This is a genomic window from Pseudomonas sp. CNPSo 3701, assembly GCF_028674975.1.
GTDB lineage: Bacteria > Pseudomonadota > Gammaproteobacteria > Pseudomonadales > Pseudomonadaceae > Aquipseudomonas > Aquipseudomonas straminea.
This window is the reverse complement of the sequence record NZ_JAQZSI010000032.1, coordinates 1-344: the sequence shown is the minus strand read 5'-3', so window position 1 is coordinate 344 and position 344 is coordinate 1. Positions and strand designations below refer to the sequence as shown.

The window sequence follows — 344 nt, the reverse complement described above, 5'->3', positions numbered from 1 at the left end:
CCAGGCCGATGCGGTACTGGCGCAGATCCGGGCGCGGCAGCGGCTGGCGATCCGGCAGGGCGCGGTCGATACGCGCACCGTAGAAGTCGCCGCGGCGCAACACCTTGGCGAACAGGCGCATCTGGCCGCTGGTGCGGCCGCGCTCGCCCTGGATACGGGCGGTTGGCAGGGCGGTCTCGCGGGTTACGGTGGCGACGAAGTCGTCACCCAGGGCGTCCAGCTCGTCGGCGATGGCGTCGAGGAACGCGGCGCGCTTCTCGGCCGACAGGCTGCGGTAAGCGGGATAGGCAGCAGCGGCAGCTTTGGCAGCAGCATCGACTTCTTCAGGGGTGGCCTGGATGAAA

General features: G+C 70.1%; 1 protein-coding gene. It reads right to left on the bottom strand.

Annotated features, from left to right (window positions below; genetic code table 11):
* A partial coding sequence (locus tag PVA39_RS23635; protein WP_274126077.1) for an aldehyde dehydrogenase family protein occupies positions 1 to 344 on the bottom strand: 344 nt, incomplete at both ends.